The organism is Streptomyces sp. NPDC096152 (genome assembly GCF_044763235.1).
GTDB lineage: Bacteria > Actinomycetota > Actinomycetes > Streptomycetales > Streptomycetaceae > Streptomyces.
This window is the reverse complement of the sequence record NZ_JBIWFW010000004.1, coordinates 456,564-473,982: the sequence shown is the minus strand read 5'-3', so window position 1 is coordinate 473,982 and position 17,419 is coordinate 456,564. Positions and strand designations below refer to the sequence as shown.

The 17,419-nt window shown below is 73.8% G+C and carries 15 protein-coding genes; 5 read left to right on the top strand and 10 right to left on the bottom strand.

Going from position 1 to position 17,419, the window contains the following annotated elements; translation table 11 throughout:
• Window positions 1-52: 52 nt before the first annotated feature.
• The 5 genes from bla to ACIQ9G_RS16635 all read right to left on the bottom strand — a co-directional run bounded on the left by bla (window position 53) and on the right by ACIQ9G_RS16635 (window position 4,324).
• A complete protein-coding gene (gene bla, locus ACIQ9G_RS16655) occupies window positions 53-982 on the bottom strand; it encodes a class A beta-lactamase (protein WP_403609524.1) in 930 nt (309 codons plus the stop codon).
• A 154-nt stretch (window positions 983-1,136) separates the two neighbouring features.
• Window positions 1,137-1,559 (bottom strand): acyl-CoA thioesterase, encoded by a 423-nt coding sequence (locus tag ACIQ9G_RS16650; protein WP_403609522.1) that lies wholly within the window; start codon window positions 1,557-1,559, stop codon window positions 1,137-1,139.
• Window positions 1,560-1,627: 68 nt separating this feature from the next.
• Entirely contained in the window at window positions 1,628-2,254 is a 627-nt protein-coding gene (locus ACIQ9G_RS16645; RefSeq protein ID WP_403609520.1) for a hypothetical protein, read from the bottom strand.
• Between the two features lie 135 nt (window positions 2,255-2,389).
• Window positions 2,390-2,995, bottom strand: coding sequence for a histidine phosphatase family protein (locus ACIQ9G_RS16640; RefSeq protein WP_403609518.1), 606 nt, complete (start codon window positions 2,993-2,995; stop codon window positions 2,390-2,392).
• 120 nt (window positions 2,996-3,115) lie between these two features.
• Window positions 3,116-4,324: a pyridoxal phosphate-dependent aminotransferase gene (locus ACIQ9G_RS16635; RefSeq protein ID WP_403609516.1), complete on the bottom strand. Its 1,209-nt coding sequence runs from the start codon at window positions 4,322-4,324 to the stop codon at window positions 3,116-3,118.
• Window positions 4,325-4,411: 87 nt separating this feature from the next.
• Between ACIQ9G_RS16635 and ACIQ9G_RS16630 the strand changes: the two genes are divergently transcribed.
• Entirely contained in the window at window positions 4,412-5,038 is a 627-nt protein-coding gene (locus tag ACIQ9G_RS16630; RefSeq protein WP_403609513.1) for a winged helix-turn-helix transcriptional regulator, read from the top strand.
• A gap of 217 nt (window positions 5,039-5,255) precedes the next feature.
• Here the strand turns inward: ACIQ9G_RS16630 and ACIQ9G_RS16625 are convergent, their stop codons facing one another.
• From ACIQ9G_RS16625 to ACIQ9G_RS16615, 3 genes are read right to left on the bottom strand one after another with little or no spacing between them, the layout of a single operon-like run.
• A complete protein-coding gene (locus ACIQ9G_RS16625; RefSeq protein ID WP_403609511.1) occupies window positions 5,256-6,059 on the bottom strand; it encodes a hypothetical protein in 804 nt (267 codons plus the stop codon).
• Window positions 6,059-7,321, bottom strand: coding sequence for a VWA domain-containing protein (locus tag ACIQ9G_RS16620; protein WP_403609509.1), 1,263 nt, complete (start codon window positions 7,319-7,321; stop codon window positions 6,059-6,061). The genes ACIQ9G_RS16625 and ACIQ9G_RS16620 overlap by 1 nt, the downstream gene beginning before the upstream one ends.
• A gap of 9 nt (window positions 7,322-7,330) precedes the next feature.
• Window positions 7,331-8,959, bottom strand: a complete 1,629-nt coding sequence (locus ACIQ9G_RS16615) for an IucA/IucC family protein (RefSeq protein WP_403609507.1) — start codon at window positions 8,957-8,959, stop codon at window positions 7,331-7,333.
• A 93-nt stretch (window positions 8,960-9,052) separates the two neighbouring features.
• Between ACIQ9G_RS16615 and ACIQ9G_RS16610 the strand changes: the two genes are divergently transcribed.
• The 4 genes from ACIQ9G_RS16610 to ACIQ9G_RS16595 all read left to right on the top strand — a co-directional run bounded on the left by ACIQ9G_RS16610 (window position 9,053) and on the right by ACIQ9G_RS16595 (window position 15,291).
• Window positions 9,053-10,555, top strand: coding sequence for an IucA/IucC family protein (locus tag ACIQ9G_RS16610; RefSeq protein ID WP_403610052.1), 1,503 nt, complete (start codon window positions 9,053-9,055; stop codon window positions 10,553-10,555).
• Window positions 10,556-10,842: 287 nt separating this feature from the next.
• On the top strand, window positions 10,843-12,261 hold the full coding sequence (locus ACIQ9G_RS16605; RefSeq protein WP_403609504.1) for an aldehyde dehydrogenase family protein: 1,419 nt from the start codon (window positions 10,843-10,845) through the stop codon (window positions 12,259-12,261).
• 43 nt (window positions 12,262-12,304) lie between these two features.
• A complete protein-coding gene (locus tag ACIQ9G_RS16600; protein ID WP_403609501.1) occupies window positions 12,305-13,864 on the top strand; it encodes a GMC family oxidoreductase in 1,560 nt (519 codons plus the stop codon).
• 131 nt (window positions 13,865-13,995) lie between these two features.
• A complete protein-coding gene (locus tag ACIQ9G_RS16595) occupies window positions 13,996-15,291 on the top strand; it encodes a PucR family transcriptional regulator (protein WP_403609499.1) in 1,296 nt (431 codons plus the stop codon).
• Between the two features lie 81 nt (window positions 15,292-15,372).
• Here ACIQ9G_RS16595 and ACIQ9G_RS16590 read toward each other — a convergent pair whose 3' ends face one another.
• Both ACIQ9G_RS16590 and ACIQ9G_RS16585 read right to left on the bottom strand, forming a co-directional pair.
• On the bottom strand, window positions 15,373-16,983 hold the full coding sequence (locus ACIQ9G_RS16590; RefSeq protein WP_403609496.1) for a cation acetate symporter: 1,611 nt from the start codon (window positions 16,981-16,983) through the stop codon (window positions 15,373-15,375).
• Complete coding sequence (locus ACIQ9G_RS16585) at window positions 16,980-17,369, bottom strand: DUF485 domain-containing protein (protein WP_403609494.1); 390 nt, start codon at window positions 17,367-17,369, stop codon at window positions 16,980-16,982. The genes ACIQ9G_RS16590 and ACIQ9G_RS16585 overlap by 4 nt, the downstream gene beginning before the upstream one ends.
• Between the last annotated feature and the right edge of the window lie 50 nt (window positions 17,370-17,419).

Here is a 17,419-nt window from a genome sequence, read left to right as displayed (position 1 = left end):
GCAGGCCGCCGGGGCGGAACGCATCCGGTTTCGGCGCGTCCCGCCCGGGCGGTCACTCGCCGGGGGCGAGAGCGCGCGCGATGACGCGGGCCGCGTCGGCGATCAGCGCGTTGTCCACCGTCGCGTCCTGGGCGGCCTTCGACGACAGCACCGTCAGCACGACCGGCGTCCGCCTGGTGGTCCAGGCGACGCCGATGTCGTGGGCGCTGCCGTAGGCGCCGGTGCCCGTCTTGTCGCCGACCGTCCAGGCCTCCGGGAGCCCGGCGCGAAACCGTTCGCCGCTGGTGGCCGTGCCCTTCAGCCAGTCGACGAGTTGCTCCCGGCCGGTGTCGGCCAGGGCCCGGCCCAGGGTCAGCCGCTCGAAGCTCCTGCCGAGCGCTTCGGGCGTGGTGGTGTCGCGCGGGTCGCCGGGGACGGCGGTGTTCAGGTCGGTCTCCCACCGGTCGAGCCGACTCACCGGGTCGCCGAGCGAACGGAAGAAGCGGGTCAGGCCGGCCGGCCCGCCGATCTGACGCAGCAGGAGGTTGCCCGCCGCGTTGTCGCTGTACCGGATCGCGGCCGCGCACAGCTCACCCACCGTCAGGCCGGAGCCGACGTGCCGCTCGGTGACCGGCGAGTTCGGCAGGATGTCCGCCGGCGGATAGGCGATCACCCGGTGCAGCGGCGCGCAGCGGTCGTGGTCGCGCAGGACCGCGGCGGCGGCGAACGCCTTGAACGTCGAGCACATCGCGAACCGCTCCCGCGGCCGGTGGGACACGACCCGCCCGGTGCGCGTGTTCCGGGCGTACACGCCCAACCGGGCGGCATACCGTCGTTCCAGGTCACGCAACTCACCTTCGGCACGGCGCAGTTCCGCGGTACCGCCCGCGGGTGGTGCGGCCGGGGCGGCCGACGCCGCCGAGGCGGGAACGACCACGGCGGCCGAGGCGGCCAGGCCGGCCTTGAACAGGCCGCGTCGCGGCACAGGGGTGGCCCTGGTCATGCGCAGTTCTCCCTTCGGTCCGTCGTCAGTGGGGTCCGGCTCGGGTGGGGAGCTTTCCTCCGTCCGCACCACGAGATCGGCGCGGTGGCCCGCCGGGCCTTCGAGGCCCTGCGGCGGGGGGCGACACCGCCACACGTCCGCCCCTGGCCCGCGCCTACAGCCCGAACAGGCCCGGGTCGGCGGCGAGCTCCTTGAAGTGCTCCCGCGGGTCGGGCACCAGTTTCCTGGCCTTCAGGTCCAGCAGGCCGCCGACCGCCGTGATCTCGGCGGCGACCGTGCCGTCGGTCTTGCGTATCGTCTGCTCGATCCGGAAGGTCTTGCCGCCGCCCCACTCGAAGGCGCATGTCACGTCCACCTCGTCGCCGGCGAGGAGTTCCCGCCGGTAGCGGATGGTCGTCTCCAGGGCCACCGGGCCGATGCCCCGGGCGACGAGTCCGGCCTGGCTGATGCCGGCCGCCCGCAGCAGCGACCAGCGGGCGTGTTCCGCGTAGTTGAGGTACACCGCCTGGTTGAGGTGCCCCTGCGTGTCGGTCTCGTACCCGCGGACGGTCACCCGGACGGAAAACGGCTCGCTCACTGCTGGACCTTCTCCCTGTGCGGTTCGGTGGGCTCCGGCCCCCGATCCTGGCATGTCTGGCATGTCCGTCACACCCTGCGCGGCGAGGCCAGCAGATAACGCCGTCTCGTCCGCGGCTCGGTGTACTCGCCCGCCTGCCACCCCGCCCGCTCCAGCGTGGCCGCGCAGGCCCGCAGCGCCGCGGGGTCCGGCTCGTACACCGCGACCGCCTCCGGCTGCGGGGTCGCCCGCACCCGGTACCCGTCGCCGTCCGGGCCCGCAGGGCGGTGCCCGTCCGCCTCCAGGGCCAGCGCGGCGGCCTGCACCAGATGCGCCCGCTCCCAGCCGCAGGGCCGGTCCGTGACGCCGTGCGGATCGGTCATCCGGCGCAGTTCGAGCAGTCCCTCCCACGCGCTGCGCACCTCCCGGACCCGGGCGGGCCCGGCGCCGTCCGGCTCCTCCTCGCCGCCGACGCGCGCGGAGAACACGCCGGTGGGCGCGGGTGCCTCCACGGGCGCGGGGGCCAGCGGCTCCGCCTCGCGCGCACGATGCCCCGCCGGGGTCAGGAAGTGGTCGTGCGGCGGGCGCGGGTGCCGGAAGGCGAGGCCCCGCCGCACCAGGGCCGCGAGCTGCGCCTGCGTGCCGCCGAGCCGTCCGGTCACGGGGTCGGCGGCGTCGATGACCCGGCGCTGCGCGGCGGTCGGCGGTCGTGTCACGGCGTCCTCCTCCCCGTCCGGCCGGTGCACGGCGTTGTCCACGGCCTCCCGGGGCCGCGGTCGGGCACGCGGTCGGCCACTTCGAAGACTACGACGGGGGTACGACAGCCCGGCCCGCGCCGGCCGTCCGCCCGCTCACGCGGGGCCGCCGGGCCGGATGTTCCAGCCCGCGATCACCGGCCGTCCGTGCTCCGTGCCCAGCCGGCACACCGTGCCCGTGGCCAGCTGGAACAGCGCGCCCGCCGCGGGCTCCAGGCCGAGCCGCCGGGCGGTGAGCACCCGCAGGAAGTGCCCGTGCGCCACCAGCAGGACGATGCCCTCGGTGTTGGCGAGCGCGGCGTCCACCTTGGCGAGCATCCGGTCGGCCCGCTCCCCGACCTGCTCGGGCGTCTCCCCGGGATGCTCCGGCGGCCCCGGGGCGACGCCGTCGGTGAACAGGAACCAGCCGGGCCGGGTGCGCTGGATGTCGGGGGTCGTCACGCCCTCGTAGCCGCCGTAGTCCCACTCCCGCAGGTCCGCGTCGACGCGGGCGTCCTGGACCCCGATCAGCTGAGCCGTCTCCCGGGCCCGCTGCGACGGGCTGACGAACGCGGCACCGATCCGGTGGGAGCGGACCAGCGGCACCAGCCGGCGCGCCTCCTCCCGGCCGTGCTCGGTCAGCGGGACGTCCGTCCGGCCGGTGTGCCGCCCGGAACGGGACCACTCGGTCTCCCCGTGCCGGACGAGAAAGAGATCACCCACGTCGCGCCCTTCCTCACGTGCCCGTCGGCACGGTGTCCCATTGTCGCCGTCCCCCTGTACCGAAGCATCCGGGACGGCCGTCCGCTCCTGCCGGACCGGCGCGTCCGGGACGGCCGTCCCTTACTGCCGGTAGCCGCCGAGGAAGCGGCCGATGCGGCCGATCGCCGCCTCCAGGTCGTCGGCGTGCGGCAGGGTGAGGATGCGGAAGTGGTCCGGTGCCGGCCAGTTGAAGCCCGTGCCCTGGACGACCTGGATCTTCTCGCGCAGCAGCAGGTCCAGGACGAATCTCTCGTCGTCGTGGATCCGGTGCACCTTGGGGTCCAGGCGGGGGAAGGCGTACAGCGCGCCCTTGGGCTTCACGCACGACACGCCGGGGATCTCGTTGAGCTTCTCCCAGGCCACGTCGCGCTGTTCGCGCAGCCTGCCGCCGGGCGCGGTGAGTTCGCGGACGGACTGGCGACCGCCGAGCGCGGCCTGGATGGCGTACTGGGCGGGCGCGTTGGCGCACAGGCGCATGGAGGCCAGCATGGTCAGGCCCTCCAGGTAGTCCTTCGCGTGCTGCCTCGGGCCGGTGACGACCAGCCAACCTGAGCGGAAGCCCGCCACCCGGTACGTCTTCGACAGGCCGCAGAAGGTGAGGACCACCAGGTCGGGGGCGAGGGCGGCGGTCGAGTGGTGCACGGCGTCGTCGTAGAGGATCTGGTCGTAGATCTCGTCGGCGAACACCATCAGGCCGTGGCGGCGGGCGAGGTCGAGGATGCCCTCCAGGATCTCCTTGGGGTAGACCGCGCCGGTCGGGTTGTTCGGGTTGATGATCACGACGGCCTTGGTGCGGTCGGTGATCTTCGAGGCCATGTCGTCGAGGTCGGGGTACCAGTCGGCCTGCTCGTCGCACAGGTAGTGGACCGCCTTGCCGCCGGCCAGGGTGGTCACGGCCGTCCAGAGCGGGAAGTCCGGTGCCGGGATGAGGATTTCGTCGCCGTCCTCGACCAGCGCCTGCACCGCCATCGACACCAGTTCGGAGACGCCGTTGCCCAGGAACACGTCGTCGACGTCCACCTCCAGGCCGAGGGTCTGGTAGCGCTGGGCGACGGCCCGGCGGGCGGAGAGCACACCGCGCGAGTCGGTGTAGCCGTGCGCCTGCGGCAGCATCCGGATCATGTCCTGGAGGATCTCCTCGGGCGCCTCGAAGCCGAAGAGCGCGGGGTTGCCGGTGTTGAGGCGCAGCACGCTGTGCCCGGCCTCCTCCAACGCGTTGGCGTGCTCGATGACCGGGCCGCGGATCTCGTAACAGACCTCGCTGAGTTTGCTCGACTGCCGGAACTCCATGGGCCGCTTCCCCTCCGGTGACTGGTGTTGCTTGGTTTTACCAAGTGTGAGCTTGGAAAGTCCAACAACATCGCTAGACTGCGCCGCATGTCACCTCGCCGCAGCTACGACCAGTACTGTTCCGCCGCCCGCGCGCTCGACGTCGTCGGTGACCGCTGGACCCTGCTGATCGTCCGCGAACTCCTGGCCGGCCCGCGCCGCTACACGGACCTGCACGCCGACCTGCCGGGCGTGAGCACCGACATGCTCGCCTCCCGGCTGAAGGACATGGAGCGCGACGGCCTGACGACCCGCCGCCGGCTGCCGCCCCCGGGTGCCGCCTACGTCTACGAACTCACCGCGCGCGGCCGTGCGTTGCTGCCGGTCCTCCAGGCGCTCGGGACGTGGGGGGAGGCTGAGCTGGGCGAGCGGCGGCCCACCGACGCGGTGCGCGCCCACTGGTTCGCGCTGCCCCTGCTGCGCGGGCTGCCGGGGGAGGGGCTCGTCGAGGTCCGGCTGGAGGAGGGGACCTTCCACCTTTACGCCGGTGCCGGGGACGGCCCGGTCTACGGGGACGGGCCCGCGCCTACGGAACCGGACGCCCGGCTGGTCCTCGACTCCGCCACCTGTGCGGCCATCGGCCGCGGGGAGACGAATCTGTCCGAGGCGGTGCGGGCCGGACGCGTGTCGGTGACCGGGGACGGCGCGGCGGCCAAGGCGCTGCGCGAGGGGTGAACGCGCTCCGTGAGGCGTGAGGCGTGGGGCCTGAGGTGTGAGGCGTGAGGCGTGAGGCCTGAGGCGTGGGGGCGGTGCGCGGTGCGTGAGCGCGGGGTGCGGGGGTGGGCGCGTGGGTCGCGGGTGCGGCAGAGGGGGCGAGCGGAGGGCAGGCCGCGGCGGGGGCAGCGAAGAAGGCCCGCCGGGGTGGCGGGCCTTCCGTGGGGCCGGGGGGAGATCAGACGCCCGGGGGCACCCGGGAGGGCCGTCCCGACCCGCGGGTCAGCGCGTAGCCGCCGACCCCGGCGAGCGCGGCCAGGACCCCGCCGATCGCCGTCCACACCCACCGGTCGGACCACCAGCCGGAGGACCAGCCGTCGTCCGGCCTCACGGCGGACAGCACCGCCGACTTCGCCGAACCGTCCTCTTCGCCGGCGGACTTGACGGCGATCCCGGGGACGAGCGGCTTCGCGAGGGAGCCGTCCACCGCGGCCGCGCCGCCGATGTCCGCGGAGTCGGCCCGCACCTCGGCGCGGACCGGCAGGCCCAGGTCGGAGGACTGCAGCCCGACCACCGTCAGCCGGACGTAGTACGTGCCCGGCAGCGGGTCGTTCGCCCACGGCTCCGACCAGGCGCGCACCGTGCGCAGGACGCAGGCCAGCTCCACGGAGGCCGCACCCGGGGAGGCGGTGCGGGTCTGGGTGCCGTACTGGCAGGACTGACGGCGGCGCAGACCGTCGTACACGTCGATCTGCCAGGTCTGCGCGGTGTGTGTGTCCGGCAGCTTGACCGTGGCCTTCACGGTGGGGCGCTGCCCGGCGTCCGCGGGGAAGGACCAGTACAGGTAGTCGCCGGTGGAACCGGTCGCGGTGGCCTGCTGCCCCTGCTCGATCTCGGTCGCCGTACGGAACGACGTGCCCGCCTCGGTCGGCGTACCGCCGTCGCCGGAGGGGCTCGCCGAGGGGGTGGAGTCCGCCGCCGCGGGGCCCGCGGCCAGCCCGAGGGCCAGCAGGGTGGTGCTCAACGCACGGGTGATACGCATCAGTTCGTCCTCCAGACCGCGACCCGCCAGCGTGAGAGCCAGCCCCACAGCAGACCCGCGACGAAGCCGGCCAGTACCAGTACGCCGAGCAGCCACCAGCCGCGGCCGAGGCCGAAGGCGGCCACGTCGCTCGCAGGGTCCGGGCCGTCCACCACGTCGACGGTCAGCTCCAGCGGCAGACCCGGTGCGGTCTTCACCCCGGCGCCCGGCGAGAAGGAGTTGGTCACCTGCAGACACACGGTCTCGGCGGGGGCGTTGTCGTCGTCGCTGTCCTGCTTCGGATAGCGCAGCCCCGTGGAGATCACATCGGTACGGCCGTTGCCCGTGCTCTCGCCGCGCACGATCTCCCGGCCGTGCACGGTCACCGCCCGCAGCAGCACCCCGTAGTCCGGGTTCACGGCCCGGTCGGCCGCCACGCTCACCGAAGTGCGCAGTTCCTGGCCCGGGTTCACGTCAACCCGGTACCAGCGCTGCTGCCCGAACTCCTCGCGGTCGGTGTAGAGGCCGGACTTCAGCGAGGGGGCGTTCGCGCACGCGCCGGCGCCCTCGGTGGCGACCGGCGTCACCACCGGTTCGGCCGCCCGGTCCACCAACTGACCCACGCGGTCGGAGAGTTCCTCCTTGTGCCGCACGGAGGTGTAGGTGCCGCCGGTCGCGTCCGCGATGCAGCTGAGCTGGTCGCGGGTCTTGGCGTCCGGCACCAGGCCGAGGGTGTCGATGGTCAGGCCGATGCCCTTGGCGGCGATCTCGCGGGCCACCTCGCACGGGTCCAGCGGCTGGCAGGTGTCCTCGCCGTCGCTGATCAGGACGATGCGGCGGGGGCCGTCACCGCCGTCGAGGTCCGTGGCCGCCTTCAGCAGCGCGGGCCCGATCGGCGTCCAGCCGGTCGGCGCCAGCGTCGCGACCGCCGTCTTCGCCCCGGTGCGGTCGAGCGGGCCGACCGGGTAGAGCTGCGCGGTGTCCTTGCAGCCCGTCTTGCGGTCGTTGCCGCGGTAGTTGGCGCCGAGTGTGCGTATGCCGAGCTGGACCTCCTCGGGCGTGGCGTCGAGCACCTCGTTGAACGCCTGCTTCGCCGCGGCCATCCGCGATCCGCCGTCGATGTCCCGCGCGCGCATGGAACCGCTGACGTCCAGGACGAGTTCGACCTTCGGGGCGGCCTTGCCGTCGGGCTCGCCGGCCGCCGCCGTGGGGAAGGCCAACCCGGCCGTCAGGGCGGCGAGCAGAGCGCAGACCCCTGCCGCCAGCCGTTGTCTTGTGATCATCGGCGGATCTTATTGACCGGACCTCCCGGGCTCCAAAACGAGCGGGTTGGGCAGCGCCGCCCACAGGTCGCCGGGCATCCCGGGGGACAGCCGCATCAGCGTCAACGCCTTGGCGGGCAGCGGCTGTTCGCACAGCGCCACCAGGTCCGGGGTACGCGGCAGACCCCGTACGGCCGTCTCCAGGGCCGCCCGCAGGGCCGGGCCCGTGCCCGCCGTGCCCGCCAGCGCCCCAGCCACCAGCGACCCGAACAGCTTGCGCCGCAGGGCGGTCGGATCGTCGGTGAGGATCCGGCCGGGCAGCCCGGACACCCCGATGCCATGCCGGGCCAGCCGGGCGGGACCGACGCGGATGTCGGCGAGGTCGCGGTAGACCAGCCGCAGTGGCGCGCCCGAGGAGGACAGCACCACGAGGAGGTTCTGGCCGTGCGCCTCCAGGGCCACGCCCAGCTCCAGCAGCCGCAGGCCGACGGTCAGGGCCAGGCGCGTGAAGTCGGCCAGCCAGAACGGGGAGTTGGGCAGGCCGGTGGTCGCCAGCGCCGCCACCGGCAGCACGTGCTCCCCGGCAGCCGCGTACCGCCGGGGCGACTCGCGCCACTGCGCCGCCAGGTCGGGGGAGTGCGCGGTGGCCGCGGCGAGCGTGCGGGTGACGTGCAGCAGGCCGCCGCTGCGCGCGGCCAGTTCCTCGCCGAAGGCCGACAGGCCGGCCGAGGCGGCGACGGAGGCGACGGAGATGTCCCGCACCGACGACGTCAGCCGGGCGGTCAGCGCGGTCTTGACGTGCGGGCCGCCGGGAACCGCCAGGGTGCGCAGCGACATCAGCGGGTGCGCGGCGAACCCGCCGTCGCCGCGACCGCGCTCGAGCACATGCGCCGCCTGCCAGGGATGCACCGGGACCAGCAGCCGCCCGCCGTCCCGCAGGTCCTCCGGCCAGGCGCCGGTCACCAGGCACTCCGCGGCCGGCACCGGCACCAGTCCCAGCTCCACCACCGGCCCGTGCTCCGGCGCGTACGCGAGTTGCTCGGCGACCGAGAAACCGGGCCTGGTGCGGCAGTTGGGGTGGAAGGGGTGCCCGTCGACCACCCGCTGCTCCCACTCCCAGTCCTCGACCGGCCACTCCTTCGGGTGAGCCTCGCCCCCGGCCTCGCGCCTGTGCTCTTCCCCGACTTCGCCCCCGCCCCCGGCCTCGTGTCCGGTCCCGGCCCCGCCCCCGGCCTCGTGTCCGGTCCCGGCGCCGGTGGGCCGGCCGGCCCGGGACAGCGCCAACGACGCCACGCTGTGCCCGAGTTCGGCGGCCAGCGCCGAACCGTGCGGCACCCGCAGGTCCGTCATGAGGCGGGCCGGATCCTCGTACACCTCCCCGCCCACGCGTACGGCGGTGACGTAGGCGCCGGTGGCGTAGGGGTCCGCCGTCGGCCCGTGCAGCCGGCGGCCGTCGGACAACCACAGGACCAGCCCGTCCCGCGCGGGCTCGCGCCGGGTGATCCACGGCAGCGGCTCGTGGGCCAGTGCGCGCCACAGCCGGGACAGCACGGCGGCCCGGGCACCGGGCAGCTCCGCCGCGTACCGTGGCAGGAGACCGGGGCGGGCGGCGGCCAGCTCCTCGGCGACCTCGTCCTCGGCGGTGGGAAAGCGGTGCACGGTCGGGCTCCTCGGGTCCGGATCGGGCGTCACGGTAGCGGGCTCCGGACAGACATACTGATCACCCTCGCACCGTCTGGACGTATGGAACGAATGGAACGCGTGGAGCTCATGCCCCCCAGCGCCGACGTCGGAGCGCGCGCCGACGCCTACGCGGCCGCGCCCCTGCTGAACTGCCTGATCCGGGAGGTGGCGCAGCCGCGCCCGGACCGGGCGGGACGGCGGGTGTACCGGCTGCCGGGCGGGGGCCGGCTGCTGCGGGTGCGCGGCGGACGGCGGCCCGCCGAGCCCGAGGTCTACACCGAGGGCGCCTGGCACCGCGTCGGCCACACCGAACTGGTGAAACTGGTGGCCGAGGAGCTGCGCCGGCACACCGGCCTGTCCAACGACGAACTGCCCGCCGAGATGATCGACAGCCGGGACGCGGTGGCGGCGCTGCTCGCCGCCCGCGACCGGACATCGCCACCCGGAGACCTGTACCAGCGCTCCGAGCAGGCCCTCGTCACCGGCCATCCGTACCACCCCGCCCCCAAGGCCCGGGGCGGCGGCCCGGTCGTCTCCTGGCTGCCGTACGCGCCCGAGGCGCACGCGAGTTTCCCGCTGGTGCTGCTCGGGGTGCGCGAGGACGCCGTCGTCGAGGAGGGCGACACCTCGGCCCTCGACGCCCTCGGTCAGGCACCGCCCGGCTACCGGCTGCTGCCCGCGCACCCCTGGCAGCTCGACCTCGTCGGCCGCGAGCTCGACACCGCCTTCGCGGACGGCCGCCTCGTCCGGCTGGGCAGCACCGGCTTCGGCACCTGGCCGACGGCGGCCGTGCGCACGGTGTACGCCCCAGACCTGGACCTCTTCCTGAAGTTCAGCCTCGATGTGCGCATCACCAACGACGTACGCCGGCTGTGGCGGCACGACCTGGCGAGGCTGCGCCGCACCGACACCGCCGTGACACGCGCATTCGCCGAGCTGGACGGCCCGGCGGCCTGGCTGAGCGACCGCGGCCACCGCACGGCCGCCTTCGCCCACGAGGAACTGGCGGTCCTGGTCCGCGACGGGGTGCGCGGGCACGTCCGGACCGGCGCGACCCCGCTGCTGGCCGCCGCGCTCGCCGAGGGCTTCGACGGCAGCCCGCTCGACGGCCCGGCGGATCCGGCGCGGTGGTGGGAGGCGTATCTGCGCCAGGTCGTGCCGCCCGTCCTGACGGTGTTCGCCCGCCACGGCGTCGTCCTGGAGGCGCATCTGCAGAACTCGCTGATCGCGGTCGACGGCGGCGGAACCCCCGTGCAGGCGCTCTTCCGGGACGCGGAGGGCGTGAAGCTGCTGCCGGAGGTGTCCCGGGAGGCCGGTTGGGAGCGGCTGGTGTACTGCCTGGTCGTCAACCACCTCGCCGAGATCGCCGCCGCCCTCGTCGAACGCCACCGCGGGCTCGACCCGTGGCCCGCCGCCCGCCGCGAGCTGGCCCGGCACGATCTGCCCGAGATCCCCGGCCTGCTGACGTCCCCCACCCTCCCCGGAAAGACGAACCTGCTGCTGCGCTGGACCGGCGCGGACGGCGCCGACGCCCGCTATCTGCCGCTGCCGAACCCGCTGGTCGGCAGGTGATTCCCGGCCAAGGAGCACGGCGGGACCGCCGCATCCGCACGGAGGCCGACGGCCGGCGCCGGCTGACGGGACGCGGGGAAGGCTCCGTCCGCGCCCGCCGAAGGGCTCCGTCTCCGGCCCGCTGAAGGCTCCGTCTCCGCCCCGCCGCCCCTCCCGGAGCCGGACGGATGTGCAGACGCACAATCGGGCGGGCCGATCCGGCTTCACCGCTCCATCGACCCCGCCGTGACGGCTCACGCACACTGCCCCGGAAACATCCGGCTGACAGGTGGCAAGGGAGCGCAGGCATGAAGGCATACAGCGGGCACTTCATCGACGGGCAGTGGACACAGGCGACGAACCCCGAGGCGATCGAGGTCGTCAACCCCGCGGACGAGCGGGTGATCGGCTCGGTCGTGGCCGGTACGCCCGAGGACGTCGACCGTGCGGTGCGCGCCGCAGCCCGGGCGTTCGAGACGTGGTCCCAGGCCTCCCCCCAGGTCCGCGCGGACTATCTGACGCGGATCCACCAAGCGCTCGAGGAGCGCGCGGAGGACATCGCGCGCCTGGTGGCGAGCGAGGTCGGCACCCCCGTCCAGGAGAGCCGGGTCCTGCAGTCGGGACTGCCCGTCCTCACCTTCGGACACGCCGCCGAGCTGGCATCCGGCTTCGACTTCGGGCCCGAGGAGATCGGCAACTCCCACGTCGTCCGCGAGCCCGTCGGGGTCGTCGGCTGCATCACGCCGTGGAACTTTCCGCTGCACCAGGTCTCGCTGAAGGTGGCGCTCGCGCTGGCCGCGGGCTGCACCGTCGTGCTCAAGCCGTCCGAGGTCGCCCCCCTGTCCGCCATGCTGCTGGCGGAGATCACCGAGTCGGTGGGGCTGCCCGCCGGAGTGTTCAACGTGGTCACCGGATACGGTCCGGTGGTGGGCGAGGCACTGGTCGACCACCCCGACGTGTCGATGGTCTCCTTCACGGGATCGACCCGGGCCGGCCGCCGGGTGGCGGCGCTCGCGGCGGGGACCGTCAAGAAGGTGGCGCTCGAACTCGGCGGCAAGTCACCCAACATCATCCTGGACGACGCCGACCTTCAGGCCGCGGTCACCGACGGAGTGGCCAAGTGCTACCTCAATTCCGGCCAGACCTGTATCGCCCTCACCCGCATGCTCGTTCCCCGTGACAAGCTCGTGGAGGCCGGGCGGATCGCCGCCGAGGCGGCGCGCGGCTACCAGGTCGGAGACCCCCAGAGCGAGGAGACGCGGATCGGTCCCATGGTCTCCGACGTCCAGCTCAAGCGGGTCCGCGACTACATCGCGACCGGGATCGCCGAGGGTGCCACCCTGCTCACCGGCGGCCCCGACGCACCGCACGACGGGCCCGGCTACTTCGTCGCCCCCACCGTCTTCACCGACGTCACCAACGACATGACCATCGCCCGCGAGGAGATCTTCGGGCCCGTGCTGTCGATCCTTCCCTACGACACCGAGGAGGAGGCCCTCGCCATCGCCAACGACACGCCCTACGGTCTCGCCGGCGCCGTGTGGTCCGGTGACCCCGAGCGGGCGCGGGCCGTCGCCCGGCGGATCCGGGCCGGAATGGTCGACGTGAACGGCGGCGCCTTCAACCCCCTTGCCCCGTTCGGCGGTTACAAGCAGTCGGGCGTGGGCCGGGAGGCCGGACGCCTGGGCTTCGAGGAGTTCCTGGAGACCAAGGCCATCCAGCACTGACCGCCCGTCGGCCGCCGGCCCCCGGCGCCGGAGAGGACACCTCATGTACGACTACATCATCGTGGGCGCGGGTTCCGCGGGCTGTGTGCTCGCCGCCCGGCTCAGCGAGGACCCGGACGTACGGGTCCTGCTCGTGGAGGCCGGACCGGCCGACGACGCGCAGGAGATCCACGTTCCGGCCGCGTTCGCCAAGCTGTTCCGCAGCAAGTACGACTGGGACTACCTCACCGAACCCGAACCGGGCCTGGGAGACCGGCGGCGCTATCTGCCGCGCGGCCGGATGCTCGGCGGGTCCTCCTCGATGAACGCCATGATCTACATCCGTGGCAACCGCCGGGACTACGACTCCTGGGCCGCCGCCGGAGCCAAGGGCTGGGGCTGGGACGACGTCCTGCCGTACTTCCTGCGCTCCGAGGACCACCACGGCGGGGCCTCCGAGTGGCACGGCGCCGGCGGCCCGCTCCCGGTCAGCCCCGGACGCTCCCGCAACCCCCTCGTCGACGCCTTCGTGGCGGCGGCGCGGCAGGCCGGCCACGTGTTCAACCCCGATTTCAACGGGCCCGGGCAGGACGGTGTCGGTTACTACGAGCTGACCCAGCGTGGGGGCCTGCGGTGCAGTACGGCCACCGCCTACCTGAAGCCGGCGCGAGAACGCCCCAACCTGTCCGTGCTCACCGGGGCGCAGTGCACCAGGATCCTCTTCGACGCGGAACGGGCCGTCGGGGTCGAGGTGGACCGGGACGGGACGACGCAGGAGCTCCGGTGCGAGCGTGAGGTCGTCCTCTCGGCGGGCGCGTACAACTCACCGCAGCTGCTCATGCTCTCCGGGATCGGCGTCGCCGACGAACTCGCCCCCCTCGGCATCACTCCCAGGGTGGACCTGCCCGTGGGCGAGAACCTCCAGGACCATCCGCACCTCGCTGTCGTCCACCTCACCGACACCGAGTCCCTGCTCACCGCGGAGACCCCGGAGAACCTGCGGCTGCTGGAGACCGAGGGCCGCGGGCCCCTCACCTCGAACGCCGGCGAGGGCGGCGGGTTCTTCCGGACCACCGACGGTCTCGACGCCCCGGACGTGCAGATCCACGCCGTACCGGCGATGTTCCACCAGGAGGGGCTGGGAGCGGCCACCGACCACGCCTTCCACGTCGGCGCGGTGCTGCTCGCTCCCACCAGCCGGGGAAAGGTCCTGCTGCGTTCGGCGCTGCCCAGCGCGAAGCCGCGCATCCTGCACAACTACCTGGCCACCGAGGAGGACCGGGCGACGGCGGTCCGCGCGCTGCGGCTGGTGCTGGACATCGTCGGACGGCCCGCCCTGCGGGCGCACCGCAGAGCGGACTTCCTGACGCCGGAGTCCGACAGCGACGCCGACCTCCTGGCGTACGCGCGGCGCGAGCTGCAGACCCTCTACCACCCCACGAGCACCTGCGCGATCGGCCCGGTGGTCGACCACGAGCTGCGCGTGCACGGTGTGGCGGGGCTGCGGGTGGTCGACGCCTCCGTCATGCCGACCGTCGTCCGGGGCAACACCAACGCGCCGACGATCATGATCGCGGAGCGGGCGGCCGACCTCATCCGCGGCACGGCGGCCACCGGCGTCTGACGCCGGAGGCCTCTCGCCACCGCCACGTCGCGTGGCTACTCTGCCAGTGGCCCGGCCGGTACCGGGCCACTGGCCCGACGTGGTGGGACCGCCCGCGCGGCGGTCCCGCTCACTTCGCTGCGGGAGCTCCCATGACTGTCATCCCCCAGAACAACGGCGTACGCGAGGACGACGGCGCGCGAACGGCCGACGGGGCGTGCGCGCGAACGGACGACGGCGCGGGAATCGACGACGGCCTGCGCAAGGTGGCCGATGTGCTGCTGCCGGGGATCGACCGGTTCGCCGACCTCCTCACCTGCCGGATCACGCAGGAGGAGGACGCCTACCGCGACCACGGCCACGTGAAGCACGACCAGCTGCGCGCCTCCTGCGCGGACAACCTGCACTCCATGGTCACCCAGCTGGGCCGGGACGCCCTCGACCTGCGCGTGCCGCACGACACCGGCCGTTTCAAGGCCGAGCACGGGGTGCCGCTGTCGGCGGTGACGCACGCCTACCGGCTCGCCGGACGGTTCCTGTGGGAGTGCGTCCTGACCGAGGCGGGAGACACCGTCACCCGGGAGATGCCGTACGTCGCCACGGCCGTCTGGTCGGTCAGTGACGCCTTCACCGACGCGGTGGCGACGGCCTACCGCGAGACCATGACCGAAAGGGCCCGCCACGACCGGCAGGTCAGAAGCCTGCTGCTCGCCGCGCTGCTCGACGGCAGGCTGGACGAGAGCACGCACCTGTGGGAGTGCGCCGACGCGCTGCGGCTGCCGCAGCGCGGAGTCTTCGCCGTGGTGAGTGCCGAGGGCGGCGCCGGAGGGCGTCCGGCGGACGAGGATTCGCTGTACGACGTGGAGGGCGCGCTGCGGGTCCTCGGCATCTGGTCGGTCTGGCGACAGGAGGAGGACGCGCAGGTGGGGCTGCTCTCGCTGCGGTCTCCCAGGGGCCTTGCCCAGGCGATGGACCTCATTCGCCGGCGAGGCGCCGGGCGGGTGGGGGTGAGCACTCTCTTCCACGGCCTGGAGCAGGTGCCGGGCGCCTTCCGCCAGGCGCGGCTCGCCTGCGCCTGTGTCGAGCCGGGCGCCGGCGAGGTGGTGTCGTACGGCGACTCACCGGTCCGCCTGATGGTGGTGAGCGCCCCCGACTCGGCCCGGCACGCGGTGCGCACGGTGCTCAGCCCCGTTCTCGAACTCCCGTCGCACGAAAGGGACGTGCTGCTGGAGACGCTGAGCCGGTGGTTCGCCTCGGGCGGGTCCGCCACCGAGACGGCCGCCCGGATGTACTGCCACCGCAACACCGTGACCCACCGTCTGCGGCGCGTACAGGAGCTCACCGGGCGTTCACCCGCCGACCCGGTGGGGGCGAGCGAGATCCACCTCGCGCTGGAGGCGCACCGTCTGCTGACGGGGCTCCCGTCCGCCGGAACGCCCGGCGTCTGACGCATGTGCCGTCCCCCGCCCGAGGTGGGACGGGGGACGGCGGATCGGTCACGGCGGCTCAGTGACCCGGCGGTCTGCCGGTCACGGACCGGTTCCGCGGGACTGGCCCGCTCCGGTTCCCAGCAGGACCCGCGCCTCCAGTTCGGCGTACTCCGCCCCGCCCCGTTCTCTCCGGTCGAGGACCGACCCCAGCCAGCCGAACAGGAAGCCGAGCGGGATGGACACCAGCGCCGGGTTGCTGAGCGGGAAGACGGCGAAGTCCATGTCCGGCAGCAGCGACGCCGGGCCTCCGGACAGAGCGGGGGAGAGCAGCACCAGCAGCACCGAGGAGAGCAGTCCGCCGTACATGCTCCAGAGCGCTCCCCTGGTGGTGAAGCGCCTCCAGTACAGGTGGTACAGCAGCGCCGGCAGGATCGCGGACGCCGCGACGGCGAAGGCCAGGCCCACCAGGAACGAGATGTTCTGGCCCTGGGCGTACATGGACATTCCCGTGGCGGTGACCCCGATCAGCAGCACCCCGCCCCGTGCGACCAGGAGTTCGCTCTTCTCCGACGCCCTGCCCGCCCGCAGCCCGACCTGGTAGAGGTCGTGGGCCAGCGCGGTCGACGCGGCCAGCACGATCCCGGCGACCACCGCCAGGATCGTGGTGAAGGCGACGCACGAGATCATGGTGAGCAGGAACGCCCCGCCGAGACGCTCCGTCAGGAGCAGGACGGCGGAGTTGCCCGTGGCGCTGTCGGCGGTGATGGTGCCGCGTCCGAGCACGGCCACCGCGCCGAACCCGAGCACACCGCCCGTCAGGCAGAACACCACCGTCAGACAGGTCGCCACCGTGACCGATCCGCGTGCCGCGCGTGCGGTGGGCACCGCCCCGAGCCGCATGAGCAGGTGGGGCAGCCCCGCGGCCCCCAGCAGCACGGCCAGTTGCAGGCTGAGCGAGTCGAGCCTGCCCACGCTGTCGTCGCCGTAGCGCACGCCCGGCCGCAGGAAGGCGTCCCGCAGCCCGCTGTGGTCCGCCGCCCGGGTCAGCAGGGCCGAGGGGTCCCAGCCGTAGCGCGACATGACGAGGACGGCCAGCCATCCGCCGCCGCCGAGCAACAGGACGGCCTTGACCAGCTGCACGGCGGTCGTCGCCCGCATGCCGCCGATGAGTACGTAGATCACCATGAGGATCCCGAGCGCCCCGACCATGATCTGCCGCGCGCCGGTGCCGTCCAGACCGAGGATCGGCGCGGCGAGCGCCCCGGCGCCGACCAGTTGGGCGATCAGGTACACCAGCGAGATGACGAGCGCGGAGATGCCCGACGCCAGGTGCACGGACCGGGGGCGCAGCCGCCGCCCCAGGCTGTCACCGATCGTGTAGCGCCCGGTGCTGTGGAACGGCTCGGCGATCAGCAGGAGCATCACCACCCAGGCGACGATCGGGCCCAGCAGGTAGGAGATGCCGTCGTACCCCGCCAGTGCGACCACTCCGGGGGAGCCGAGCAGGGTCGCGGCCGACATGTAGTCACCGAAGAGCGCGACACCGTTGCGTGCCGGCGTGAGCCGGCCGTCGCTCACGTAGAAGTCGCCCGGGGTGACCCGGTCCGTCGTGACCCACAGGGCCAGGAACAGCGCGCTGGCCACGAAGGCGGCGAAGACCACGAACACCGGGAACGAGCCGGCGGCGGCCAAGGATGCGGCAGTGGTCATCGCGCGTCCTCCCGCGAGCCGAACCGGTCCCCCGGATGCGGGCCGGGGTCGAAGTGGGTCCTGGCATGGCGGTTGTACCAGCGGACCGCCCAGACGGTGGTGAGGCACAGCAGGAGGCTCATGGCCAGGCCCGTGTTCAGCGGCCCGGCGATCCGTACCGCCATCACCCCGCGCGCCTCGCTCGCCAGCAGGGCGTTGAGGAGGTAGAGCGCGACGACCGCGCCGGCCACGGTGAAGACCGGCCGCCGGCGTGCCGCGCGCAGACGCGGCAGGGCCGGATCGTCCTGGGGCCGCTCGGGGACGTACGGTGCCGCGTACGTCGCGGAGTGGTACGCGGCGGAGCGCGGTGCCCCGTCCGCGGCGGGGTGCGGACGGGGCGGGGGCACCGGCCGCCCGTGAGCGGCGGGACGTTGCCAGGGGCCGGGGTCCGTCCACG